This window comes from Nonomuraea sp. NPDC050310 (assembly GCF_040655795.1).
Lineage (GTDB): Bacteria > Actinomycetota > Actinomycetes > Streptosporangiales > Streptosporangiaceae > Nonomuraea.
The window spans coordinates 216,617-240,237 of sequence record NZ_JBFAKP010000008.1; the positions used below are offsets into that span (position 1 = coordinate 216,617).

A 23,621-nucleotide genomic window follows, 5' to 3' on the forward strand; every position below is an offset into this window, starting at 1 on the left:
TGGCAAGCTTGCAGGACAGGGCGATGGAGCGGCACGGCAGAGGGGTGGGAGGTGGCGGTCGACGACGTGGACGGCACACTGGCCGCGATGGGGCCCCGGTTGCGGGCCGCGCGCGAGCACCACGGGGCGACGCTCGCCGGTGTGAGTTGCGCGACCGGCATCTCGGTCAGCACGCTGTCCCGGATCGAGACCGGCCGGCGCAAGCCCACGCTGGAGGTGCTGCTGCACCTGTCGAAGGAGTACGGCGTCTCCCTGGACGAGCTGGCCGGCACCGTCCCCGCGGCCGGGCCGCGTGCCACGGCGCCGCTGAGCTTCGGGGATGACAAGGTCGTGCTGTCGTTGACCCGGTACGTCGGCGGCCTGCACGCCCACAAGCACGTCCTGCCCGCTCTCGGGGATCCGCCCGCCCGGCCCCGCCAGGTCTCCCACGAGGGCTATGAATGGCTGTGCGTCCTGTACGGGCGGCTGTGGCTCGCGCTCGGCGACCAGGACCTCGTCCTGACGGCCGGGGACGTCGCCGCGTTCGACACCCGCACCCCGCACGGGGTGACGAACGCCGGATCCGGCGGCCCGGTCGAGTACCTGATCATGTTCGGACCCCAGGGCGAGCGGCTGCGGCTGCGCACCCCTCCGGCCGAAGCCCCCGTGAACCGCGGGCCGGGCCGTCCCCGGTGACGTCTTCCACCGCATCCGCGACGCCCGACTTCGGAACCCCTCGTCTAGGCCTCGGACCGCAGGCCGCGTAGCAGCAGGTCGATCAGGTGGCGAGGGTCGTAGTCGGGGTCGTCGTCGCGACCGATGCAGAGGTTGCCGATGCCCCGCATCAGCTCGTACGGCCGGGCGCCGGGTCTGATCTCGCCCGCCTCGACCGCGGCGTCGAGCAGCCGGGCGGTGACGGGCAGAAGCCGGTCGAGGAAGTGGGCGTGCAGGGTGGCGAAGCCGGCGCTGTCCGACTGCAGGGCGTCGGCCAGGCCGTGCTTGGTGACCAGGAAGTCGACGAACAGATCGACCCATTGCCGCAGCGCGGCCAGAGGGCTGCCGGCGCTGGCCAGGAGCGCGGGTCCGGCCTCGACGCAGGCTTCGATCTGGTGGTGGTAGACGGCGGTGACGAGGTCGGCCCGAGTGGGGAAGTGGCGGTAGATCGTGGCCAGACCGACGCCCGCCCGCGCCGCGATCTGGCGGATCGGTGCGTTGACGCCCGAGGTCGTGAACACTTCGGCAGCGGCGGAGAGCAACGCCTGCTGGTTGCGGATCGCGTCGGTGCGCTTGCTCCGGGCCCCCGTCTTCCCGCCGGGTTCCTGGCTGGCCATCAGACTCCTCGTGACGGAATTGACAAAGCGGATCGCTGTTCCGCATATTAAAGGGAACAACGTTCCGTTTCAGTCTAGCGAACGTCCCGAGCCTCCCGACAGCCGAAAGGGATCACCTCGTGATCACATCCCGTACGCTCGACCGACCCGTTGCCGTGCTGTCGTACAGCCCGGTGGTGCTCCCGGTGCCCGGCCGTCCCATAGACCTTCACCTGCGGGTGTCGGTTCCCCAGGCGGGTGCCGAACTCCCGGTGATCTTGCTGTCGCACGGGCACGGGCCGTCCAACAACCTGTCCTCGCTGAACGGCTACGCGCCCCTGGCGAGCCTGTGGGCGCAGCTCGGATTCGCGGTCGTGCAGCCGACGCACCTGAGCTCCCGGACGCTGAGCTCCGTTCTCGAGGGCGAGCCAGGCGGGCCGTTCTTCCTGCGGTCGCGTCCCGAGGACATGACGCGCATCCTCGACGCGCTGGAGGAGATCGAGAAGACCGTGCCGGGGCTCGCCGGCCGGCTCGACCACGACCGGGTCGCGGTCGCCGGGCACTCGCTCGGCGGCTTCTCCGCCGGCCAGCTCCTCGGCGTCCGGCTCACCGACGACCCCGGCTCCGACGTCCGCGACCCGCGGATCAAAGCCGGAGTGCTGCTGGCCGCACCGGGCCGGGGCGGCGACGCCCTCAACGGGCCCGCCGCCCACCTGGTCGCCGACTTCCACAGCGTCGACTTCTCCACCATGACCGCGCCCACGCTCGTCGTCACCGGCGACAAGGACGACCCCGCGCACTTCACCGACATGGGCCCGGCCTGGCACGCCGACCCCTACCACCTCGCCCCCTCGCCCAAGACCCTGCTCACGCTGTACGGCGCCGAGCACGGGCTGGGCGGGATCGCCGGCTACGATGCCGCCGAGACCACCGACGAGAACCCCGCCACGGTCACCGCCCTGGCCCGGCTCACCGCGGCCTACCTGCGCAGCGAGCTCTACCCCGACGACAACGCCTGGGAGGCCGCGCAAGCGGAGCTGACCACCGGACCAGATGCGGTCGGGCGGGTCGAGGCCAAGTGAGGCAGAGACGGGCGCCTGGGCCTGTGGCGGCCCGGGCTCCCCTCCCCGCCTCCCCGGTGGGACCGGCTGGGCGCACCTACCCGACCCGTTGCGGGCCACGACGGCGCCTGATCGTCGAGATCACGCCGGGGCCGCACTCCTGAAGGGTTTCGACGGAGCCGCGCATCCGCGGCTCACCAGTTGGCCGGCACGCCGGGCACGCCCGCGGGCAGCGGGTGGCCGGGCGGCCGGATGATGTAGACGATGCCGCCGCTGCTGGAACTGCGCTGCCAGACGTTCTCGAAGTCGGCGCGGGGATAGACACGGCGCGCATCGTCGTTCGTCGGCGAGTTGGCCGGGTCGTTGACGATCACGTCGCCGGTCGCGGTGAACCCGATGACGACGAAGATGTGGCCGTTGGTCCCGTAGCCGGCTCCGGGCAGCTCGCCCTTCTTGAACGACTGCGACGTGATCACGGGGATGCCGGCCTTGACGAACTTCTCCAGCTCGGTCAGCGACCGCAGCCGCGTGACGAAGCCGTCGAGCCCGTAGCGGCCCGCGTAGGCGGTGTTGAACGGCCAGTTCCCCGCACCCTGGTAGGCGTGGTCGTAGACGTACCTGGCGGCGTAGTCGACCTCGGGGCTGGGATCGGCGGGATCCACCCAGGCCGTGTCGGCCGCGCTGGGCCACTTGCCCCAGAAGCCGAGCACCATCGTGGTGGACGTCGGGCTGCACCAGGCCTGGCCGCCTCCGTCCCACTCGGGGTAGTGGCCCTGGTGGATGCTCTGCGAGCGGCGCGGCACGTTCAGCTCGACGCCCCACGCCTCGCCGCCCGGGCTCGCCGGCACGGACTTGCGCTCGGGGACCGCGGAGGCCATCGCGCCCAGGGTGCGGACCGTGGGCCCGCCGGTGGCGCCCGGCTTGCGGTAGAGCGTCGCCCGCAACTGGTAGGAGTCGATCGGCTTGCCCGCGGCGGCCACGAACGTGTCGACGGAGACCGTGCCGTCGGCGTCGCCCTGCCCCGGCACCGAGGTCCGCTGGATGTCGGACTCGCCGTAGGCCCAGCGGCCCATGACGTACCACTTGGTGTCGGGCGCGGTGCCTCGCATCTCGATCTGGATCCAAGTGCCCGCCGGGGTGTCGGCGGTCCAGGAGGCGATCAGTTCGGTGGCTCCGAAGCCGATCTGCCTGTCCTGGCCGGTCCACTGGGAGTACTCCCAGGTGGCTCCGCCGTACTCGATGGTGCCCGCCGGTTGTCCGAAACTCAGCCCGGCGCCCAGATCGGCGCGCTGGTAGACGACCTTGGACTGGGCTGGTGGTGGTTTCTGCTCCGCTACGGCGGCGCTCGCGGGGAACGCGGCCAGGATCGCGGTCGATAACAGCACAAAGAGCTTGCGCATTCGGCTCACCTCGCCCGGAATCTACGGGCGCGGTGCCGGCGGGCGCATCGGATGAGTTACGTATACCGAGCTGGTCTTTCGGCTTGAACAGCGGTTCGGCGGGTAACTCGCCCGGCTGGTGGCTAGTCCCGCACGTGCAGGCCGAAACCCTTGCGGCCCGGCGCTTCCAGGCCCTCCTTCAACCGCAGCGACGGGATCTCGTAGTCACCGAAGTTCTGGCGCCGGAACGCGATCGGCTCGGTGGATTCCAGCGACAGCAGCCGCTCCTCCCAGGCCTTCGCGGCGTCGTCGAAGTCGCCGCGCGACATCTTGTCGGTGCCGTACAGCACGAACGGCGGCAGCACCTCCATGCCCGGGTAGTAGAGGATCCCGTGGTGGATCGGGAACAGCAGGTCCTCGATCGGGCCGTTGATCCCGCGATCGGTGTAATGGGACTCCCGGCCCCCGATGGTCACCGACAGCATCGCCCGCCGTCCCTGCAGCGTGCCCTCACCGAAGCGCTCGCCGTACCGGGTCTCGTCGTGCACCCCGACGCCGTAGGCGAAGTGGAAGGCGAACACCCGGTCCACCCAGCCTTTGAGGATCGCCGGCATCGTGTACCACCACATCGGGAACTGGAAGATCACCGTGTCGGCCCACAGCAGCTTCTCCTGCTCGGCCGCCACATCGGGCGTGAGCGCGCCGGCGTCGTACGCGCCGGCCGAGCTCGCTATCACCCGCAGCGGGCTCGTGGCGTGCTCGCCGAAGTCCGCCGCGTCCACCACGGCCTTCCAGTTCATCGCGTACAGGTCGCTCACCAGCACCTCGTGCCCGGCGGCTTCGAGCGTGGACACGGCGAGGTCCTTCAGCGAGCCGTTCAGCGAGTGCGGCTCGGGGTGGGCGTGGACGATGAGCGTCTTCATGGCTGTTCCCTTCACGAAGGTGTCGCCACTGATGCTCGGGCGTCGCGGCCTCGTTGTTCAGGGGCGCTTCTTCCCGTGGACGGGACTTCCTGGTATCGGCAGGGCCACCTTCACGCGCGTCGCCGCGGCCATACTGGAGGCATGGACGATCTGGCGAGTTTCCTGCGCACCCGGCGTTCGCGGGTCGACCCGTCGGTCGTCGGCATCCGCACCGACAGCCGCCGCCGGGTCGAAGGACTGCGCCGCGAAGAGGTGGCGCACCTGTCCGGGGTCAGCGTCGACTACTACGTGCGCCTGGAGCAGGGCCGTGCCACCCAGCCCTCCGAACAGGTCCTCGACGCGCTCGCCCGCGTCCTCGGCCTGGACGAGACCGAACGCGGGCATCTGTACCGGCTCGCGCGGCAGCGCCGCCGCCGCGCGAAGTCGCCCAGCGGGCGTCTGCGGCCGGAACTGCTGCGCGTCCTCGACCTGGTCACCGACGCGCCCGCTCTGATCATGGACCACCGGATGGACGTGGCCGCCGGGAACCGCCTCGCCGGGCTGCTCTACGGCCGGGAGCTGCCGGGCTTGAACACCGCCCGGCACATCTTCCTCGAGGAGGCCGAACGCGGCCTGTACGCGGACTGGGACAGATGCACCCTCGACGTGGTCGGGCACCTGCGCCTGGCCGCCGGCAAGTATCCCGACGACCCGCGCCTGGCCTCGCTCATCGGTGAGCTCGCGATGGGCAGCGACCGCTTCCGCCGCCTCTGGGCCCGAGCGGACGTCCGCGCCCGCACCCATGGACGTAAGGCTTACCGCCATCCGCTGGTGGGACTGCTGGAGCTGCACCAGGAGAACTTCGCGCTGCCGGATGACTCGGGCATGGAGTTGCTGGTGCTTTCGGCGGCGCCCGGGAGCCCCGCTGAGGATGGGCTGCGCCTGCTGAGCTCGTTCAGTGGGGGCTCGAAGAATATGACGCTAGATGGGAATCCTGGATGGAGCCAGCTAGGCGGACGTCAGTCATAGGCGGAATGCTTTGGACGGCTCTCGGAGTCGGTTACAACCTTGTCCTGGGGTTCGCCGCTTATTTTCCCATCGATTTCACCTACTGGCTTGTCTCTGGTCCACCTCCCGGTAATCATCGCGACACCCTGCCGTTGTTTGTTGCTATCACGGTCTTGTCCTGGGTGGTGGTCCTGGCTCTCGCGGTCGCTCCGAATATCCCGCTTGCGCGGAGATCTTTTCTTCCTGGCAGTGTCTATGGAGTCATCGCTGCGCTGCTGGTTCTCGTGATCCCGACAGGGAAAATGATGCCGATCGTCAGGGTGGTGGGCTTCTGAGGAGAATTCCTTAGGGGAGCTCATGCCACCATCGCGCAGAACGGCGACCTCGCCGGATTCGGACTGCTGCGCGAGGTCGAGGCCGGATACCGCGTCTGCGGTATCGCGGTGGGTGAAAGCAGCGGGTTACTGTGCCGGTGTGAAGACGTTCGCCCTGGTGTGCGGCTTGACGGTGCTGGTGGTGAGCACCGGGGTGATCGCGTACGGCAACCAGCCGGAGGCCAGGCCGATCGACGTGCTCGGCTACGCCCTGCTGGTGGCAATGTGCGCGAGCCTGCTGTGGCTGCGCGCGCGGCCGGAGCCGGCGCTGGCCGGGAGCCTCGGGGCGACGGGCCTCTACTTCGTCCAGGGGTACGCCTACTCGCTCTGGCCCGCTGCGGCGCTGCTTGCCGTACACGTCACGATCTCGTCCGGGCGGCGTCTGGCCGGGTGGACCGGGGTGGGGATCCTCGTCGGCGTGCCCGCTGTCGCGGTGCTCCTCGAGCCGGAGGTGGACAACGCGGTCGCGCTGTTCGTCTGGGTGTTGCTCGTGCTCGTCGTCGCCCAGCCCGCGGAGGTGTCGCGGGCGCGCAGGGAGTACGTGACGGCGGTGGAGCAGCGGGCGGCCGAGGCGGAGCGGACCCGCGAGGAGGAGGCACTGCGGCGGGCGCAGGAGGAACGGCTGAAGGTGGCCAGGGAACTGCACGACGTCACGTCGCACACGGTGTCGGTGATCGCCCTGCACGCGGCCGTCGCCGCCGAGGCGGTGGAGCGGGCCGGCGGGCCGCCGGAGGCGCGGGAGGCGCTGCAGGTCATCCGGACGGCCAGCCGGGAGGCGCTGGCCGAGATGAAGGCGGTCCTCGGCGTCCTGCGCCCGCCCCCTACCGAGCCCCAGACCGAGCCTCAGCCCGACACACCGACCACCCGGCTCCCGCCCGGCCCGGGGCACCCGCTCGTCACCCGGCCACTGCCCGGTTCCGGAGAGCTGCCCGACCTGCTCGCCACCGCCACGCTGCCCGTCTCGCTCGACGTGCGGGGCGAGCCGCGCCCCCTGCCGCCGGCCGTGGACCTGACCGTCTACCGGGTCGTGCAGGAGGCACTCACCAACACGATGCGCCACGCCGCCGCGACCAGCGCCTCGGTCCGCCTCGACTACGCCGACGGCAGCGTGACCGTGCAGGTGGACGACGACGGTGCGGGCGGCCACTCACCGCCCGGGCACGGCCTGACCGGCATGGCCGAGCGGGTGAACGCGGTCGGGGGCAGGCTCAGCACCGGTACGCGCCCCGGCGGCGGCTTCCGGGTGACGGCCCGGCTCCCGGTCGGGGAGGAGCACGCTTGATCAAGGTCCTGCTGGCCGACGACCAGCCGCTGGTCCGGGCCGGGCTGCGCGCGTTGCTGGGCACCGAGCCGGACCTCGGCGTGATCGGCGAGGCGTCGGACGGGGCGGAGGCGGTACGGCTGGCCGCCGAGCTGGAGCCGGACGTCGTGCTCATGGACATCCGCATGCCCCGGCTGGACGGCTTGGAGGCGGCCAGGCGCCTGGCGGGCAGCCCGGTCAAGGTGGTCGTGGTGACCACCTTCGACCTGGACGAGTACGTCTACGCGGCGTTGCGGGCGGGCGCCAGCGGGTTCGTGGTCAAGGACGCCGAGCCCGCCGAGATCCGGCACGCGGTGCGGGTGGCCGCGCGCGGCGACGCGCTGCTGTCGCCCGCCGTGACCCGGCGGCTGATCGAGCGCTTCGCCGCCCAGGAGCGGCCCGAGCTGGACGACCGCCGCCTCGGGCCGTTGACCGTCCGCGAACGGGAGGTGCTCGCCGGGGTGGCGCGGGGGCTGAGCAACACGCAGCTGGCCGAGCGGCTGTTCATGAGCCCGGCGACGGTGAAGACGCATGTCAACCGCATGATGACCAAGCTCGGCGTGCACGATCGGGCCCAGCTCGTGGTGCTCGGCTACGAGACCGGCCTGGTCCGCCCGGGCGAGCCCGCCTGACCGCACATGCGCCCGCGGCAAGGCGGAGGCCGGCTTGCCACGCTCGCGGTACGGCGGCGCCCGGCTGGTCCGGCCTGCCGCGCTCGCGGTACGGCGGGGCCCGCGCTGGGTGGACGCCTGCTCCGGGGCGCCGTTCCTAGCGTCGGCGGCATGACTCGATTCCTCCTGCGGCACCGATGGCCGGTGGTGCTGGCCTGGGTGGCCCTGGCCGCGGCGCTGGTCGCCGGCGCCGCCGCCCGCCCCGGACCGGCCGACGACGACTTCGCCCTGCCCGCCTCCGAGAGCCGGCGAGCCGCCGAGCTGCTGGGCGGCCCACCGCCCGGACCGCCGGGCACGCTGGTGGTAGCCGGTGCCGACCCGGAGCGGGTACGGCAGGCGCTCGGCGAGCTGACCACCCGCCTGTCGGCCATCGAAAGCGTGCGCGTCGCGCCGGGACCGACCAGCCAGGACGGCACGGTGGCGACGGCGTCCCTCGGCTACCCCGACCCCGCCACCGCCCTCCGCATCAAGGAGACGAACCTGTCCGTGCCCGGCGCCGAGGCCGACCTGGCCGGGAACGACTTCGCCGACTTCACGCTCGGCGGTGTGACCGAGGGCGTGGGCCTGCTCGCCGCGGCGGTGATCCTCCTGCTCGCCTTCCGCTCGCTGATCGCTATGGCGCTGCCGCTCGTGGTCGGCGTCGTCGGCGTGGTCTGCGGGGTCTCGCTCCTGTCCCTCCTGCAGAACCTCGTCCCGGCGCCGAGCTTCGCCGGCTACCTGACGATCATGCTCGGCCTCGGCGTGGGCATCGACTACGCCCTGCTCGTGGTCACCCGCTTCCGCACCTCGCTCCACGACGGGCTGGAGGTCGAACCGGCGATCGCCACGGCCATGCGGACGGCGGGGCGCTCGGTGCTGTACGCCGGCCTCACGGTGATCCTGACCGGCGCGGGGATCCTCTTCCTTGGCCCGGAGCAGGGCGGGGGCATCGCGCTGGCGGCGGGGTGCGGGGTGCTCATGGTGATGCTGGCCGCGCTGACCCTCCTGCCCGCGCTGCTGCGGGTCGTCGGCAACCGGATCGACCGCTTCGGGCTGCCGCGGCGCGAGAGCCGTACCCCGCTGGCGGCGAGGTGGAGCGCGGCGGTGCAGCGGCGGCCCTGGGGGTTCGGGCTGATCGCCCTCGGGGTGCTGACGGTGATGGCGCTTCCCGCACTCGACCTGCGCGTCGGCTGGTCGGACGCGAGCAACCGGCCGGTCACCGACACCACGCGCCGGGCGCACGACACCCTGGCCCGCGCCTTCGGTCCGGGCGCGGAGGCGCCGCTCGTCCTGGTGGCCGCAGGCGGCAGCCGTACCCCGCGAAGCAGCGGTGAGGGGTGCGCGGCGGAACTGGTGGCGGCCTGCCGGTGGGCTGAGCGTACGCCGGGGGTGGCGCGGGTGACGGCGGCGGGGGAGCGGGCCGCGCTGGTGATCCCCGCGACCGGGGCCCAGGACGTCAGGACCACCGAGCTCCTGCACCGGCTGCGGGCGGAGCTGCCCGAGAACGTCCTGGTCACCGGCTCGACCGCAGCCGCGCAGGACTACGCCGAGCACGTCAGGCAGCGCCTGCCGTGGACGGTCGGCGCGGTGCTGCTGGCCTCCTTCGTGCTGCTGACGTTCGTGTTCCGCAGCGTCGTGGTCCCGCTGAAGGCCGTCGCCGTCAACCTGCTGTCCGTCGGCGCCGCCTACGGCGTGATCGTCGCCTTCTTCCAGTGGCCCCCCGACCGGGGCGGGCCGATCGACGCGTGGGTGCCGACGATGCTCTTCGTGATCACCTTCGGCCTGTCGATGGACTACGAGGTCTTCCTGCTCTCCCGGATCAGGGAGGCCCACCTGCGCACCGGCGACAACAGCCACGCGGTGCGCGAGGGGCTGGCCGCGACGGCCAGGGTGATCTCGGCCGCGGCGGCCATCATGGTGTGCGTGTTCGCCGCGTTCGGGGCCTTCGACGACCGGGCGTTGCGGATCATGGGGGTGGGGCTGGCCGCCGCGGTGCTGGTGGACGCGACGATCGTGCGGCTGGTGCTCGTGCCCGCGGCGATGCAGGTGCTCGGCGAGCGCAACTGGTGGTTCCCGGCCCGCCTCAGCCCCCGGCGGCTCCGTACGTCGAGACGCGTACGACGGTCGCAACCGCGGGCCGACGACGGGCCGGGCCCCGGCTTTCTAGCGTGACCCGGCGCTCGGGGTGCCGCGCGTGGTCGCGCACGACCTGCGGCTAACCCGTTCCTGACGCTGCTCACCGGGGGGGGTCCACGGCGTACTGCTCGCCGTGACCCATCAGCTCCTCTGGGACGCCTCGTTCGGCGGCACGCTCGCCGGTGCGCTGCCGCCGGCCGCCGAGGGCCTGCTGCCTGCGCGGGTTCGGACGGCTGCTGGCCAAGCTCGGGGCGCGCGACCGGACGCAGCTCGTCGTGCTGGCCTACGAGACGGGCCTGATCACACCCGGCGCGCGGCCAGGGGGATGGCCTTCAGCGGCCGATGCCGTCCAGGTCGGCCACGTCCTCCGCCGAGAGGGAGAGCCCGGCCCCGGCGATGTTCTCCCTCAGATGGGCCGTCGACGAGGTGCCGGGGATGAGCAGGATGTTCGGTGAGCGCTGCAACAGCCAGGCCAACGCCACCGACATCGGCGTCGCCCCAAGCCGGGCCGCGACCCCCGAGAGCGCATCCGACTGCAGCGGCGTGAAGCCCCCCAGCGGGAAGAACGGCACGTAGGCGATGCCATCGGCGGCGAGCCTGTCGATGAGGTCGTCGTCGTGGCGGTGGGCGAGGTTGTACAGGTTCTGCACGCAGACGATCGGGGCGATACCGCGGGCCTCGATGACCTGCTCGGTGGTGACGTTGCTGACCCCGAGATGACGGATCAGGCCCTCTCGCTGGAGTTCCACGAGCGTCTCGAACGCCTCGGCGAGCGAACCGGGCTTGGGGCCTTCGGCGTCGCCCATGCGCAGGTTGACCAGGTCGAGCGTCTCGACGCCGAGGGACTGGAGGTTCTCGTAGACCTGCTTGCGCAGCTCGTCGGGCCGCCGGGCCGTGGGCCAGCCGCCTTGCGCGTCCCGGTTCGCCCCGACCTTGGTGGCGATGAGCAACGACTCCGGGTAGGGGTGCAGCGCCTCACGGATCAGCTCGTTGGTGAAGCGCGGTCCGTAGGCGTCGCTGGTGTCGATGTGCGTGATGCCGGCCGCGACGGCCTCGCGCAACACCGCCAGGGCGCCGTCGTGGTCAGCGGGAGGGCCCATGACCCAGGGGCCGGCGAGCTGCATCGCGCCGTAACCGAACCGGGTGACCGTCGTGTTGCCCAGGGTCCAGGTGCCGCCGGGCAGGGATGTTGCTGGCGCGTTCATCGTCGTGCCTTTCGCCTATCGTCGTGGGTGGCGTCTTGAGCCTTCCTGGACGAGTATTGGAGAGTTACTTCCCGCAGAGAAGTAGGCACTTTGAAGTGCGTAACTCTCCCGCAGACGAAAGCGAGATCAGTGAAGCCAGCGAAGGCTGCCCAGGTGGCCCAGGCCAAGACGGAGTACAACGCGTTCCTGGCGGCCTGCCCCAGCCGCCAACTCCTCGACCGGATCTCGGACAAGTGGGTCGTGCTGATCCTGTGCGCGCTCGGCGGCGACACAGCAGACAAGTCCGACCAGCCTGGTGCGTCGCCCGCCCCGCGAGCGATGCGCTACTCCGAGCTCTCCCGCCTGCTGGTCGGCGTCAGCCAGAAGATGCTGACCCAGACGCTACGAGCCCTCGAACGCGACGGCCTCCTCACCCGCACCGTGACGCCGACCATTCCCGTCACCGTCACCTACGAGCTGACCGACCTCGGCCTCTCCCTCCACCACCTGACCCGCGACCTCAGGCACTGGGCGCAGAGCCGCATGGACGAGGTCTTCGCCAACCGCGAGCAGCACGACGCCCGCCCTTCATGACCGGCGGCGGCACTGTTCAGGCCACGAGGTGAGCAGGTACGACTCGAAATCCGTGCCCCGGCCTTTCGCGTGGACGCGGACGCGGTAATGGCCGGGACCCCGCCAGGCGAGATTGGGCAGGTCGGTGAGGTCTCCGTCGAGCCCGAACACGTGCAGGCTCCCATGGGTGGACTCGACGGAGAGCTCGACCACTTCCTCCCACGCGTCGAGAGCAGGGGGAGGGGCTTCGTCGACGAGCTCCACCGTCACCTCCACAGGCCCCATCGAGATGCCCGTGCGAATGGTCGCGCCGTCGGCCTCGGCTGCCGCTGCCAACCCGTTGAGAAAGCTGCCGGGGTGGCTCGGCGGCGGATCTTCGAGGCCCCGCAGAACGAGCTGATGGTACGACACCCACACGGTGTCGTGGGACAACGGCATCTCGTCCTTCATGGAGTGGACCTTACGCGGGGCTGACCTCCCCGGCCGGTTCGTTTCCCAGCCCGCCTAGTCGCGGCCGCTGCCGCGGTAGAGGTCGAGTTCGCCGTCGAGTTCCAGCGCGATCACCGTGGCGTGCGGGTCGATCGTGTGGGCGGGGGGCGCGTCGATCCACAGGATGCCGGGCACCCCGTTGAGCTCGCCGGTGATCGTGTGCCCGAGCTCGGCGTCGGCGCCCACGACCCGGGCACGCAGGACGGTGTTGCGCAGCCCGCGCACGGCCACCGTGTCGCGGGGCGGGTCGAAGCAGATCAGGTACAGGGTTCGGCGGTCGGCGGACAGGGTGCTCGGGCCGTAGTGGTGGCCCGCGGGCAACCCGGCGGCCGTGCCGTACACCGCCTCCGCGTGCCGTTCGATCCAGGCGCCGAGGCCCTTCAGGCGGTCGGCCTGTTCGGGGAGGATGCGGCCGTCGGCGGTGGGGCCGACGTCGAGCAAGAGGTTGCCGCCCGCGCCGATGGCCTCGGTGAAGTAGCGGACGAGGTGGCCCACGGGCTTGTGGTTGGTGTCGCCGGGGCGGAAGCCCCAGTTGTCGTTGACGGTCAGGCACAGCTCCCACGGGCCGTCGGGCGGCGTGATGGGGACGCCCTGTTCGGGTGTCGCGTAGTCGCCGCGCGAGAGCATGCGCGCGTTGAGCACGGTCTGCGGTCGTACGGCGAGGATGCGGTCGGCGAGGCCGTCGATGCCCCACTGCTCCTCCGAGCGTTCCCACTCGCCGTCGAACCACAGCAGGTCGGGACGGTACCGCTCGACGAGCTCGTCGACCTGGCCGTCGCGGTAGGCGAGGTAGCGGGCCCACGCGGCCGGGTCCTCCTGCCCGTCCGGGGGAGTGACGTAGGGGCTCGGGTGGGCCTGCGGGCCGCGGACGCTGGGGTAGTCGGGGTGGTTCCAGTCCGAGTGCGAGTAGTACAGGCCGACCTTCAGCCCGCGCTCGCGCAGCGCGTCGGCGAAGGGGCCGATCAGGTCGCGGCCCGCTGGGGTTTTGGTGACGTTCAGCGTGCCGTACGCGCTGTCCCACAGGGCGAAGCCGTCGTGGTGCCGGGTGGTGAGCACGGCGTACCGGGCTCCGGCCTGGGCGAACAGCTCCGCCCAGGCCGCGGGGTCGTAGGCCTCTGCGGTGAATCCGTCGAGCTGGGCGAGGTAGTCCTCGCGGGAGATGTCGCCGTAGTAGAACGACCAGGACTCGGCCACGCCCTCGACGGAGTAGAGGCCGTAGTGGATGAAGATGCCGAGCTTGGCGTCGGGGAACCAGGGCTGCATGGGCATGGGGGGATCCTTCGTCGGTTCTTACCAGGTCCAGGGGGGCGTGGAGGCGCTGGAGAGGGTCTTGCCACCCAGGGCCGAGGCGTAGAGCTGTTCCATGACCGTGGTGGCGGCCAGGCCGCCCGCGCCGGTGATCGACGCGCGCTCCTTCAACGCGGAGGGGACGATCGGCGGCGCGGGCCGTACGGTGCACAGCCTCTCGACGTGGCGGCGCAGCGGGTCGAGGAAGGTGTCGCCCGCCTGGACGTTGCCGCCGCCGACGACCACGATCTCGGGGTCGATGGTGAGCACCAGCGCGGCGATGCCGATCGCGATGACGTCGGCGAACCGGTCGACGGCGGCCACGGCGAGCGGGTCGCCCGCGGTCGCGGCGTCGAACACGCCCTCCCGGCTGACCGTCCGGCCGTCGGTGAGCTCGACGTCGTGCAGGTACTGCTGGGCATGTTCCCAGCCCATCTGCGACAGCGCGCCGATCTCGCCGGCGGCGCCGTTCGCGCCGAGCACGACGGTGTTGTTCAGGACGACCCCCGCCCCGGTCCGGTTGCCGCAGTGCACGTACACCATCGACGCGGCCTCGGCGGCGCTGCCCTTCCACGCCTCGGCGAACGCGGCGAGGTTCGAGTCGTTCTCCACGGCCACGGGGCACTCGAAGGACGAGGCGAAGGCGGCGCGCACGTTCAGCCCCTCCCACTCGTCGAGGCCGCGCGTGATGACGTCCTGGTAGACCACGCCGGGGATGGACACCCCCATCGCCCACACGTCGGCGCGCTCGCGTCCTTGCGCGTCGAGGAGCTGGTCGACCGCCTGGACGGCGTCGGCCAGCACGGCCGCGGGCGGGTCGGTGACGGAGACGCCGACCGAGCGGGCGGCCCGGACCTCGCCGTTCAGATCGGCGAGCTCGACCCGGGTGGTGTGCTGGCCGATGTCGATGCCGGCGACGACGGCCGCGTCCGCGTTGAACCGGTAGCGGTTGGCCGGCCGCCCGGCTCCGGTGGGGGAGAGGGGCTCGACGCTGGTCACCCAGCCGAGGGCCACGAGGTCGCCCACCACCGTGTCGGCCGCGGTCTTCGACAGCCCGGCGACCTGGGCGATCGCCGGGATGGTGAGGGGCTCGCCGCGGATCGCCTCGATCACCGCCAGCGAGTTGATCCGGCGCAGGCGCGACTGGCCCACGGGCTGGCGCAGGAGGCTCGCTTCACGTCCGATCAGCACACGTGGACCTTTCATTCCTGGGAACGCCTTCCATTAAAACACAAAGTGTATTTATTATTGCCACCCGTGCCCCCCAGCAAGAAGGGACCATCCATGCGCAATCGCGTCATAGCCGTCGCCACCTGCGCCTCTGCCGTACTCGCCCTCGGTGCGTGCGGCCAGAAGCTCCAGGACGCCGGCTCGCCCGCCTCGACCGGCGCCGAGCCCGCGAGCCTCCTCTATTGGGGGAAGTGGGCGAAGGGCACCCCGCAGGCGAACCTGTTCGAGAGCGTCATCGCCGACTACACCAAGCAGACCGGCGTCAAGATCGACGTCCAGTGGCTCGCGCAGGGCCAGGAACAGCAGGTCAAGAACGCGGTCGCGACCGGCGCCGGTCCCGACTTCTTCGACACCGCCATCGACCACACCGCCGAGTTCCGCAACGCCGGCGTGCTCGGCGACATGGGCCCGATCTTCAAGACCAAGATCCCGGGCGAGGGCAGGAGCATCGAGGAGGTCCTGCCGAAGAGCGTGCTCAAGGCCATCAGCGACGACAAGGGGTACGGCTTCGTCCCGCACAGCGTCTTCTCCATCGGCCTCTGGTACGACTCCGCCAAGTATCCCGACTTCGCCCCCAGGTCGTTCGACGAGTTGCTGGAGATCGCCAAGAAGGAGAAGGCGTCCGGCCGCGCGCCGATCGCGCTCGACGGCTCGGTCAACGCCTACAACTCCTTCTGGATCCACCAGATGCTGCTGTCCACGGCCGGCCCCGGCATCCTGCTGAAGCTCGCCGAGGACCCGGCCGCCTGGGACCTGCCCGAGGTGAAGCGGGCGGCCGAGGCACTGGAGTCGCTGGTGCAGGCCGAGCTCTTCGAGCCCGACTACATGGCCACCAAGTTCCCGGCCGCGCAGAACGCCTGGGCGGGCGGCAAGCACAGCTTCATCCTCAACGGCTCCTGGCTCGGCAGCGAGACCGCCTCGCTGCGCGCCGCCGAGGTCAAGCCGCGCATCATCGCCTTCCCGCCGGTCGACCCGGCCAAGGGCTCGGTCGCCACCGTCGGCGCGCTCGGCTGGGGCGTGAACGCCAAGTCGAGGAACCAGCGGGCGGTCGCCGACTTCCTGGCCTTCGCCATGCAGAAGAAGTACATCGACCGGATCGCCACCGACGCGGCCAACATCCCCTCGCGCGCCGACTCGCCCGCCCCGGTGGAGCTCCAGCAGTTGCAGGCCTCCATCCGCGACGCGGAGCAGGTCACGCTCGACGGTGACGGCGTCTCGACGGTGAAGCCCAAGTGGCTGGCCGACGTCTTCCTCCCGCTCGACGACAAGTTCGTCGCCGGCAAGCTCACCGCCGCGGAGTTCCTGGCCGAGGGCAAGGCGAAGACCGCCGCCTTGAACGGATGACCGTGACCGTGTCCGACACCGTCCCGCGGGCTCCGTCCGACGACAGGCGGGCGACATCATCCCGCGGCGCGCTCCAGGGCGAGCGCCGCCGGCTGTACCTGCCGATGCTGCTTCCCGCACTGATCGCCTATCTGGTCTTCTTCGTGCTGCCCTCGCTGTTCGGCGTCGTGCTCAGCTTCGCCGAGTGGTCAGGGCTGGGGACGGAGCTCTCCTGGGTGGGTTTCGCCAACTACGTGGCGATGGCCGGCAGCGAGCTGTTCCGAGCCTCGTTCGTGCAGACGCTGATCCTGACGCTGGTCGTGGGCCTGGCGCTGTTCCTCATCGCCGGCGCCTCCATGATCGTATTGCGTACGGCACGCGGCAGCGCGTTCATCCGGGCGGCCGTCTTCCTGCCGTTCATGATCTCGCCCATCGCCGTGGGACTCGCCGTCTCCTTCCTCTTCAACCCGGACGGGCTGATCAACGCCGCGCTGGGGGCCCTCGGCCTGACCGAGCTGCGCCAGCCCTGGCTGGCCCCCGAACTGATCTTCAACGTGATCATGGCCGGAGTGGTCTGGAGCGCGGCCGGCTTCTACGTCGTGCTGGTGATGTCGGCCGTCGACGGCATCCCGCCCAGCTACTACGAGGTCGCCAGGATCGAGGGCGCGAGCGAGCTCCAGCAGTTCCGCTACGTCACGCTCCCGCTGACCAGGGACATGCTGGCCATCGCCGCCTCGCTCTGGGCGATCGCCGGCATCAAGACCTTCGAGATCGTCATCGCCTTCGTCGGTACGGCGGGCACCCCGCCCCCTGAGGCCAGAACCCTCGCCGTCGAGCAGTACCTCCGGGTCACCGGCGGCCGGGAGGGCGGCCTGGCCCAGCTCGGCGAGGCCGCGGCGATCGGCATCGTGATGACGGTGATCACCGCCGTCCTGATCGTCCTGTCGCGCAGGATCCAGCGGCGCGAACGACTGGAGCTGGCATGATCCGCGCCGGGCTCGCCCTGATCAGGGCCCTGATCTGGGCCTGGGTGCTGTTCAACGCCGGCATGGTGGCCTGGGTCCTCCTGAACTCGCTGAAGAGCTCGCGGGAGATCTTCGACAACCCGGCCGGCCTGCCCGCCACCTGGATGTGGGAGAACTTCGCGACCGCGTGGTCGGACTCCGGGCTCGGGGCCGCCGCGATCAACTCGGTCGTCCTCACGCTCGTGTCCGTCCTGCTCATCATGGCGCTGTCCGTCCCCGCCGCCTACGCGGTGGCCCGGCTGGGCGGGCGCTCCAGCGGTCCGGTCGCGACCTTCTTCGCGGTGGGCATGAGCATCCCGTTCCAGGCGTTCGCCGTCCCCATGGTCCTCATCGGGGCGGGGCTGTCCCGGTTCATGATCGACTGGGTCACCGGCGCCTGGGACACGCGGATCACCGTCACGCTCTTCTACGTCGTGCTCAGCCTGCCGTTCAGCATCTTCGTGCTCATCGGCTACTTCCGCTCGCTCCCCGGCGACGTCGAGGAGGCGGCCGCGCTCGACGGGGCGTCGCCGTTCCGCACCTTCCTGCAGATCATGGTGCCGCTGGCCAAGCCCGGCATCACGACCGTGGCGGTGCTGAACGCGCTGAGCCTGTGGAACGAGACCGTGATCGTGCTGATGCTCGTCCCCGAGCAGAGCGCGCAGACGCTCAACGTCGCCCTGCTCAACTTCTACTCCAACATGCAGTACACCTCGAACTGGGGCGGGCTCTTCGCCGGCGTCGTCATCGTGGTGCTCCCGATGATCGCGACCTATCTCTGGTTCGGCCGCCGCATCGTCAACGGCATGACGCAGGGCATCGGCAAATGACAAGAAACGGATCTCCCATGCACGCAACGGTCGGACTCATCGGCGCCGGTGGCATCGCCAACGCGCACCTCCCGGCCTGGCTCGACCTCGGCCACGACGTCGTCATCCACTCGATCGGCGGCGACGCCGAGGCGCTGACCCACCGGCACGGGGGCGGCCGGGTCGTCCCCACCCTGGACGCCCTGTTCGAGGCGGCGGACGTCGTCGACATCTGCACGCCGACGCACACCCACTACGACCTGGCGCTCGCCGCGCTCGGCCACGGCCTGCCGACGATCTGCGAGAAGCCGCTGACCCGTACGCTCGCCGAGGCGGAGGACCTGGTCGCCCGCTTCGCCGACGCCCGGGTCCCGCTCTTCCCCGCGCACGTCGTGCGCTACTTCGCCGAGTACGCCGAACTGCACCGGGCCGTCACCCGCGGCGACATCGGAAACGTCGCCGTCCAGCGGCACACCCGCCAGGGCCGCAGCCCGGCGGGCGGCTGGTTCCTGGACGAGGCCCTCTCCGGCGGCGTGCTGCTCGACCTCATGATCCACGACATCGACATGGCCCGCTGGATCGGCGGAGAGGTCGAGCGCGTCTTCGCCCGCACGCACGCGGTCGGCGGCAGCCAGAGCACCCAGGCGTTCCTCACGCACGCCAACGGCTCGATCTCCGTGCTGACGGCGACCTGGACCACCGCGCCGATCGAGTTCAGGACGCTGTTCGAGGTGGCCGGTTCGCACGGCCTGCTGCACGCCGACTCCCACGAGCGCCGCCCCTACCGCTACCAGGGCGACGCCGTGCCCGCGCCCGGCATCCTGCCCGACTTCTCCCCGCTGACCAGCCCCTACCGGGCCGAGATCGAGGACTTCGTCCGCTCGGTCGCCACCGGTGTCCCGCCACGCGTCACCGCGCTGGACGGCCTCGCCGCCATGCGCATCGCCGACGCCGTCGCCCGCTCGGCCGCCGAAGGCCGGCCGGTCGACCTCAAGCCCCTGGAAGCCGCATGAAGATCGCCCTGCTCTCCTTCGCCCACCTGCACGCCGCCGAGTACGCCGCCGCGCTCCTGCGCTGCGGCGACGTGGAGCTCGGCGCCTACGCCGACGGCTACGACGGCGTCCCCGACGGCGTCACCACCTTCGAGACCGAGGACGACCTGTGGGCCTGGCGGCCCGACGGCGTGGTCATCTGCGCCGAGAACACCCGTCACCGGGAGTTCGCGCTGCGCGCCGCCGCCGAAGGCGTGCACGCGCTCTGCGAGAAGCCGCTCGCCACCTCGCTCGCCGACGCCACCGCGATGCTGGAGGCCGCCCGCGCCGCGGGCACCGTCCTCATGACCGCCTTCCCGGTCCGCTTCGCGCCCGCCTACGCCGACCTCCGGGCCGCGGTACGGCGGGGCGACCTCGGCCGGATCGTGTCGATCGCGGCCACCAACTGCGGCGGCGTCCCCACCACCCGGGACTGGTTCACCGATCCGGCGAGCAGCGGCGGCGGCGCACTGACCGACCACGTCGTGCACGTCGCCGACCTGCTCGCCGACCTGCTGGACGACGACCCGATCGACGTCTACGCGATCGCCAACGCCATCCCCAATCCGGGCAAGGCCGTCGAGACCGCCGGGCTGGTCTCCCTGCGCTACCGCGACGGCGTGATCGCCTCCATCGACTGCTCCTGGTCGCGCCCGCCCGGCCGGCCCGACACCGGCGACCTGGTCACCCTCACCGTGATCGGCACCGAGGGCGTGGCCGACATCGCGCCCTTCTCCGGGGTCCTCACCGGCTGGAACGGCGGCCCGCTCGCGCACGGGTACGGCGCGCCGCTCGACGACCTGCTCATCCGCGCCTTCCTCGACGCCGTCCGCGACGGCGAGGCCCGCCAGCCCGACGCCGGAGCGGGCCGCCGGACCGTCGCCCTCGTCGAGGCGGCCTACCGCTCCCTGCTCGCCGCCGCTCCCGTCCCCCTGGAGATCTGATGATCCGCCACGTCCTCGGCGTCACCGCGACGACCGCCGCCTTACTGGTGGCGCCCGCCGCCTCCGCCGTCCCCGCCGCCGCTGCCGTCGAACCGGCTGCCGGCCGTACGACGGTGACCTTCTCCGACACCCACGAGATCCTGCACGGCAACCCGTACACCGGCACCGCGTTCGACGTGAACACGCACAGGACGCCGGGCACGCCCGGCTACACCTTCACCAACGACCCAGGCATCACCGGCTTCATCGAAGGCACCAGGAAGATCCCCGCCGACGCCGACGTGGTGCGGCTCCAGCTCGCCTGGGCCGACTTCGAGCCCGACGACGGCGTCTTCGTCTGGGACCGCCTCGACGCGTTCATGAAGCGGATCGGCGAGCAGGGCAAGAAGGTCGAGTTCCAGCTCCTCATGTCGGAGGCGCCCGACTACCGGAACGACCCCAACGTCTTCCCGTACGAGTACCCGCCGGCGTGGCTGTTCGACAAGGCCGGGGTGCCCTTCCGGATGGCGCCGTACAACAGCTACTTCTCCAAGCAGCCGATCTACCACCACCCGCTCTACCTGGAGCGGCTCAAGCGCGCGGTGGACGCCTTCGCCGCCCGCTACGACGGCGACCCGGGCGTGGCGTGGGTGGACCTGCGCGCCTTCTCCCTGTTCGGCGAGTGGTCCGGCTGGAACGACGCGATGAACTTCCCGTGGCCCGACAACGCCACCCGCGTCTCGACGCTCGAGGCGATCCTCAAGATCTACGACGACGCGTTCGACAAGTCGATGGTCATGATGCAGAACGCCGGCGCGGAGGTGAACAAGAACGACCCCGACGCCGACACCCAGGCCAAGCGGTTCAGCGTGTACGGCTACGACAAGGCGGCCACGTTCGAGAACTGGGGCGTGCGGTCCGACACGGTCAACGCCGGCTTCGTCTGGCACAACTACGGCGACACCTCGCAGGCCCCGTACGTCAACCGCAGGCTCCGCCGCGACATGATCCAGGTGTCTGAAGGCTCCAACTGGGACAACCCCACGATCATGCTGAACAACCCCCGGCTGTTCGTGAAGAACTCGCTGGAGGGCTACCACTCCAACCTCCAGGGCATCAACAACACCGGCTTCGAGAACTGGCAGCCGATGAAGGACGCCTACGGCGAGTGGTTCGAGACGCTGGCGCGCTACACCGGCTACCGCTTCCTCATGCCCACCGCGACCTACGACACCGAGGTCAAGCCCGGTGGCGAGTTCCGCATCTCGCACACCTGGACCAACAACGCGGTCGGCTTCAGCCCCCGGCGCTACCCGGTCGAGGTGCGCTTCGCCGACAAGTCCACCGGCGCCGTCGTGTGGCGCGGCACCGACGCCACCCTCGACCAGACCAAGCTGTTCAAGGGCGACGTCCGCCAGCTCAACTCGGCCTTCACCCTCCCGGCGGACCTGCCCGCGGGCTCCTACGACGTGGCCGTCGCCATGCTCGGCGAGGACGGCAAGCCGGCCATCGAGCTGGCGATGCCGGGCGGCAAGGGCAAGGTCTACCCGATCGGCACCGTCCAGGTCGCGGCGGGAGCCGTACAGACCGGGCGGCCGGCGACCCCGCTGACCCAGTTCACCATCCAGAACGAGGACTACACCGCGGCGGTCGGCGCCTACGGCGTCGAGGCCCCGCCCGAGGGCGGCCTCGGCGCGCTCTACATGGACGCGGCCGGCGAGTCCGCCGAGTACGACAACGTCGACGTGCCCGCCACCGGCACCTACCGGGTCGAGTTCCGGGCCTCCTCCGAGGAGGCCAACCACCTGAAGATCGAGGTCGACGGCAAGGAGGTCACCACGGTCAAGGTGCCGGACTCCGGCGGCTACAACACCTACCGGACCTTCGAGCGGCTGATCCCGCTCACCGAGGGCCGGCACACGATCAAGCTCACCCGGCCCGACGGGCGCTGGTTCTTCCTCAACTGGATGCGGTTCACCCTCGAACGGCCCGAGTCGATCACCCTCCAGGCCGAGTCGGCCACCGAGCAGCAGGGCGCCCAGCACACCGACCTCGCCGACAGCGACGACGGCACCCCCGGCGTCGACCACCTCGACGCCGGCGACTGGTCGCGTTTCGACGACGTCAGCGTCCCGGCCGACGGCAAGTATCTGCTGCAGCTCCGCTACTCGACCGCCGACGGCAAGCCGCTGAAGTTCCGCGTCGAGGTCGACGGGGCCGACGCCACCGGCCCGCTGAGCCTGGGACCCACCGGCGGCCTGCTCCGCCCGCGGACCGAGGACTTCGTCCTCCCGCTGACCGCCGGCAAGCACTCGGTCAAGGTCGTCTGGATCGAGGCGAGCCCCGGCGCCGTCTGGAACTGGATGCGGCTCGACCTGCAGGGTGCCTCCGAGCAGACCGTCGAGGCCGAGCACTGGACCATGCAGTGGAACACCGCCCAGGAGTGGAACTGGAAGGGCCCCGACACCGGCGTCGTCACCGGGGACGGCGTCGTCGGCGCCATCGACCCGAACGACTACCTGCGCTACGAGAACGTGTTCGTCCCGGCCACCGGCATGTACAAGGTGACCTTCAAGGGCTCGGCCGCCGCCGACACCACGTTCAGGTTCGAGGTGGACGGTGACCGCAACACGGTCTTCGTCCCCAAATCCGGCGACGCCGACGTGACCACCTGGGTCAAGATCCCCGCCGGCCTGCACACCCTCCGGATCGTGAGCGAGGGCAGCGGCCTGGAACTCGACCGGTTCACCCTCACCGCCTCCACCGCCGCGATCAAGGCCCTCGACGTCACCGGCCCCGGCACGCTCAAGGTCGGCGAGCCCGGCCGGCTGGCCGTCTCGACGGTCGCCGCCGACGGCACCCGTACGCCGGTGACCGAGGGCGTCACCTTCAAGAGCTCCGACCCGTCGATCGCCACCGTGGACGCCGGCGGCCTCGTCACCGCCCGCACCTGGGGCACCGCCACGATCACCGCGATCCACGAAGGCTTCTCCGGAGAGCACAAGATCACCGCCACCGACCCCCGGGTGGTGCTCACCTACGTCAACGACACCGACCAGCGCATCGTCTACCCCGCCGACGACTTCACCTACAGCCCCGACCGGGGGCTGGGCGACTACGGCGACGACGTCCACGCCGGCTGGCGCGCCGGGCAGGCCGTCCAGTTCACCTTCACCGGCACCGGCATCAGCCTGCTGACCGAGCGCTACTCCGACATGAGCACCATCGACGTCTACGTCGACGGCGAGCTCAAGGCGACGGTCGACTGTGATTCTCCGGTACGGCTGGCCGCCCAGCGGGTGTTCCAGCTCGCCGGGCTGCCGATGGGCGAGCACACCATCAAGGTCGTCAACGGCGCGGACGAGTTCATGATCATCGACGCGTTCGTGGTCGAGACGCCCAACACCTGGAACGGCGCCGAACTCGGCGTTGGCAACGTCAACGCCAAGTCGGTGACGTTGACCTGGCCGTCCGTGCCGGCCGCCACCGGGTACGCGGTCTTCAACGGCGGCACGGAGGTCATGCGGGTGACGGGGACGACGGCCAGGGTCACCGGGCTGCGTGGCCGTACGAGCTACACCTTCACGGTCCGCCCGCTGGCCGCCGACGGCACGACGCTCCCCATCGACCTGTCAGCCACGGTCCGGACCAAGGGCTGACCGAACCCGG

21 protein-coding genes and 1 pseudogene are annotated in these 23,621 nt (G+C 71.0%); 15 read left to right on the forward strand and 7 right to left on the reverse strand.

Going from position 1 to position 23,621, the window contains the following annotated elements; translation table 11 throughout:
• The first annotated feature begins 51 nt into the window (after window positions 1–51).
• A complete protein-coding gene (locus tag AB0I67_RS21475; RefSeq protein ID WP_357926183.1) occupies window positions 52–675 on the forward strand; it encodes a helix-turn-helix domain-containing protein in 624 nt (207 codons plus the stop codon).
• Window positions 676–719: 44 nt separating this feature from the next.
• On the opposite strand, the gene AB0I67_RS21480 is transcribed toward AB0I67_RS21475, so the two are convergent.
• Window positions 720–1,310, reverse strand: a complete 591-nt coding sequence (locus AB0I67_RS21480; protein ID WP_357926186.1) for a TetR/AcrR family transcriptional regulator — start codon at window positions 1,308–1,310, stop codon at window positions 720–722.
• A 119-nt stretch (window positions 1,311–1,429) separates the two neighbouring features.
• Between AB0I67_RS21480 and AB0I67_RS21485 the strand changes: the two genes are divergently transcribed.
• Window positions 1,430–2,371, forward strand: coding sequence for a chlorophyllase (locus AB0I67_RS21485; protein WP_357926189.1), 942 nt, complete (start codon window positions 1,430–1,432; stop codon window positions 2,369–2,371).
• 173 nt (window positions 2,372–2,544) lie between these two features.
• Here AB0I67_RS21485 and AB0I67_RS21490 read toward each other — a convergent pair whose 3' ends face one another.
• Both AB0I67_RS21490 and AB0I67_RS21495 read right to left on the reverse strand, forming a co-directional pair.
• Complete coding sequence (locus AB0I67_RS21490; RefSeq protein WP_357926192.1) at window positions 2,545–3,750, reverse strand: C39 family peptidase; 1,206 nt, start codon at window positions 3,748–3,750, stop codon at window positions 2,545–2,547.
• 122 nt (window positions 3,751–3,872) lie between these two features.
• Entirely contained in the window at window positions 3,873–4,652 is a 780-nt protein-coding gene (locus tag AB0I67_RS21495) for an NAD(P)H-dependent oxidoreductase (RefSeq protein ID WP_357926195.1), read from the reverse strand.
• A gap of 141 nt (window positions 4,653–4,793) precedes the next feature.
• Between AB0I67_RS21495 and AB0I67_RS21500 the strand changes: the two genes are divergently transcribed.
• The 6 genes and pseudogenes from AB0I67_RS21500 to AB0I67_RS21525 form a co-directional block, all read left to right on the forward strand.
• Window positions 4,794–5,660 (forward strand): helix-turn-helix transcriptional regulator, encoded by an 867-nt coding sequence (locus AB0I67_RS21500; RefSeq protein WP_357926197.1) that lies wholly within the window; start codon window positions 4,794–4,796, stop codon window positions 5,658–5,660.
• Between the two features lie 5 nt (window positions 5,661–5,665).
• Window positions 5,666–5,974: a hypothetical protein gene (locus AB0I67_RS21505; RefSeq protein ID WP_357926200.1), complete on the forward strand. Its 309-nt coding sequence runs from the start codon at window positions 5,666–5,668 to the stop codon at window positions 5,972–5,974.
• 139 nt (window positions 5,975–6,113) lie between these two features.
• Complete coding sequence (locus tag AB0I67_RS21510; RefSeq protein WP_357926202.1) at window positions 6,114–7,295, forward strand: histidine kinase; 1,182 nt, start codon at window positions 6,114–6,116, stop codon at window positions 7,293–7,295.
• Entirely contained in the window at window positions 7,292–7,945 is a 654-nt protein-coding gene (locus AB0I67_RS21515; protein ID WP_357926204.1) for a response regulator transcription factor, read from the forward strand. The genes AB0I67_RS21510 and AB0I67_RS21515 overlap by 4 nt, the downstream gene beginning before the upstream one ends.
• 150 nt (window positions 7,946–8,095) lie before the next feature.
• Window positions 8,096–10,135 carry an MMPL family transporter gene (locus tag AB0I67_RS21520; RefSeq protein ID WP_357926207.1) on the forward strand — a complete coding sequence of 680 codons (2,040 nt, stop codon included), beginning with the start codon at window positions 8,096–8,098 and terminating at the stop codon, window positions 10,133–10,135.
• 191 nt (window positions 10,136–10,326) lie between these two features.
• Window positions 10,327–10,413: pseudogene (locus AB0I67_RS21525) on the forward strand (DNA-binding response regulator); the annotation flags it as partial.
• An 18-nt stretch (window positions 10,414–10,431) separates the two neighbouring features.
• Here the strand turns inward: AB0I67_RS21525 and AB0I67_RS21530 are convergent.
• Complete coding sequence (locus tag AB0I67_RS21530; protein WP_357926210.1) at window positions 10,432–11,304, reverse strand: aldo/keto reductase family oxidoreductase; 873 nt, start codon at window positions 11,302–11,304, stop codon at window positions 10,432–10,434.
• Window positions 11,305–11,433: 129 nt separating this feature from the next.
• Between AB0I67_RS21530 and AB0I67_RS21535 the strand changes: the two genes are divergently transcribed.
• A complete protein-coding gene (locus AB0I67_RS21535) occupies window positions 11,434–11,877 on the forward strand; it encodes a helix-turn-helix domain-containing protein (RefSeq protein WP_357926213.1) in 444 nt (147 codons plus the stop codon).
• Here the strand turns inward: AB0I67_RS21535 and AB0I67_RS21540 are convergent.
• Genes AB0I67_RS21540 through AB0I67_RS21550 form a run of 3 tightly spaced genes read right to left on the reverse strand, consistent with a single transcriptional unit; the run spans window position 11,872 to window position 14,823 of the window.
• Window positions 11,872–12,306, reverse strand: coding sequence for a hypothetical protein (locus AB0I67_RS21540; RefSeq protein ID WP_357926216.1), 435 nt, complete (start codon window positions 12,304–12,306; stop codon window positions 11,872–11,874). The genes AB0I67_RS21535 and AB0I67_RS21540 overlap by 6 nt on opposite strands.
• Before the next feature lie 54 nt (window positions 12,307–12,360).
• Window positions 12,361–13,614 (reverse strand): alpha-L-fucosidase, encoded by a 1,254-nt coding sequence (locus AB0I67_RS21545; protein ID WP_357926218.1) that lies wholly within the window; start codon window positions 13,612–13,614, stop codon window positions 12,361–12,363.
• A 21-nt stretch (window positions 13,615–13,635) separates the two neighbouring features.
• Window positions 13,636–14,823: an ROK family protein gene (locus tag AB0I67_RS21550; protein ID WP_357926221.1), complete on the reverse strand. Its 1,188-nt coding sequence runs from the start codon at window positions 14,821–14,823 to the stop codon at window positions 13,636–13,638.
• A 93-nt stretch (window positions 14,824–14,916) separates the two neighbouring features.
• Between AB0I67_RS21550 and AB0I67_RS21555 the strand changes: the two genes are divergently transcribed.
• The 6 genes from AB0I67_RS21555 to AB0I67_RS21580 are packed head-to-tail and all read left to right on the forward strand — an operon-like array spanning window position 14,917 to window position 23,611.
• Window positions 14,917–16,206: an ABC transporter substrate-binding protein gene (locus AB0I67_RS21555; protein WP_357926224.1), complete on the forward strand. Its 1,290-nt coding sequence runs from the start codon at window positions 14,917–14,919 to the stop codon at window positions 16,204–16,206.
• The gene (locus tag AB0I67_RS21560; protein ID WP_357926227.1) at window positions 16,203–17,171 is read left to right on the forward strand and encodes a sugar ABC transporter permease; all 969 of its coding nucleotides are present in this window, start codon (window positions 16,203–16,205) and stop codon (window positions 17,169–17,171) included. Before AB0I67_RS21555 ends, AB0I67_RS21560 begins: the two co-directional genes overlap by 4 nt.
• Complete coding sequence (locus tag AB0I67_RS21565; RefSeq protein ID WP_357926229.1) at window positions 17,168–18,019, forward strand: carbohydrate ABC transporter permease; 852 nt, start codon at window positions 17,168–17,170, stop codon at window positions 18,017–18,019. Before AB0I67_RS21560 ends, AB0I67_RS21565 begins: the two co-directional genes overlap by 4 nt.
• Window positions 18,020–18,036: 17 nt before the next feature.
• Window positions 18,037–19,011 (forward strand): Gfo/Idh/MocA family oxidoreductase, encoded by a 975-nt coding sequence (locus AB0I67_RS21570; protein ID WP_357926232.1) that lies wholly within the window; start codon window positions 18,037–18,039, stop codon window positions 19,009–19,011.
• Complete coding sequence (locus AB0I67_RS21575) at window positions 19,008–19,973, forward strand: Gfo/Idh/MocA family oxidoreductase (protein ID WP_357926235.1); 966 nt, start codon at window positions 19,008–19,010, stop codon at window positions 19,971–19,973. Before AB0I67_RS21570 ends, AB0I67_RS21575 begins: the two co-directional genes overlap by 4 nt.
• Window positions 19,973–23,611, forward strand: a complete 3,639-nt coding sequence (locus tag AB0I67_RS21580) for a carbohydrate-binding protein (protein WP_357926237.1) — start codon at window positions 19,973–19,975, stop codon at window positions 23,609–23,611. Before AB0I67_RS21575 ends, AB0I67_RS21580 begins: the two co-directional genes overlap by 1 nt.
• Window positions 23,612–23,621 lie beyond the last annotated feature (10 nt).